1 protein-coding gene and 1 pseudogene are annotated in these 915 nt (G+C 64.7%); both read left to right on the forward strand.

The window, feature by feature from the left end; translation table 11 throughout:
- Window positions 1-233: pseudogene (locus FUT88_RS25535) on the forward strand (flagellar basal body M-ring protein FliF); the annotation flags it as partial.
- Window positions 230-915: flagellar motor switch protein FliG (locus FUT88_RS25540; RefSeq protein ID WP_147219341.1), on the forward strand; the 686-nt coding region annotated here is incomplete at its 3' end. The pseudogene FUT88_RS25535 and the gene FUT88_RS25540, both read left to right, overlap by 4 nt.

Consider the following 915-nt stretch of genomic DNA (forward strand, 5'->3'; position numbering starts at 1 on the left):
GCCGCGAAGGCGAAGACCCGAACGCCCCGATCATCACCGGTGCCGCGGCTTCGGCCGGGCCGGAGCTGGAAGGCCCGGCGGCTGCAGGCGCCGAATCCGAAGAGCTGCCGGACGCGCTGCCGCAACTCAAGAACAACGACTTCGAGAAGAAGCTCGAGACCATGCGCCGCGTGGCGCAGAGCAACCCGCGCGCCGTCGCGGCCGTCATCAAACAATGGGTGAGTAACGAATGAGCGCCGAAGGACTCCAACGCAGCGCCATCCTCATGATGTCGCTGGGCGAAAGCGAAGCCGCCGAAGTGCTCAAGCACCTGGGCCCGCGTGAAGTGCAGAAGCTGGGCGCGACCATGGCCGCGCTGAAGAACGTCTCGCGCGAGCGTGTGCTCGACGCCTTTGATGCGTTCTTCGTTGAAGCCGAAGACCTGCCGCTGGACGTGGATTCGAACGAGTACATCCGCACCGTCTTCCGCAAGGCACTCGGCGACGACCGCGCCGCCAACATCATCGACCGGATCCTCTCGGGCGGTGACACCAGCGGCATCGAAGGCCTGAAGTGGATGGATGCATCGTCGGTGGCGGAACTGATCCGCAACGAGCACCCGCAGATCATCGCCACGATCCTGGTCCACCTTGACCGCGATCAGGCTTCGGAAATCCTGACCTATTTCACCGAGCGCCTGCGCAACGACACCATCCTGCGTATCGCCACGCTCGACGGCATTCAGCCCAGCGCCCTGCGCGAGCTGAACGACGTGCTGACCAAGCTGCTGCAAGGCAACGACCACCGCAAGAAGAACGCGATGGGCGGCGTGCTCACGGCAGCGGAAATCCTCAACCTGGTGCCGAGCGCCGTGGAAAGCTCCGTCATCGAAGGCGTGCGTTCGCGCGATCCGGAACTGGCCGACGCCATCGTCGA

This window comes from Ralstonia sp. TCR112, assembly GCF_007997035.1.
In the GTDB taxonomy this organism is placed as follows: domain Bacteria; phylum Pseudomonadota; class Gammaproteobacteria; order Burkholderiales; family Burkholderiaceae; genus Ralstonia; species Ralstonia edaphi.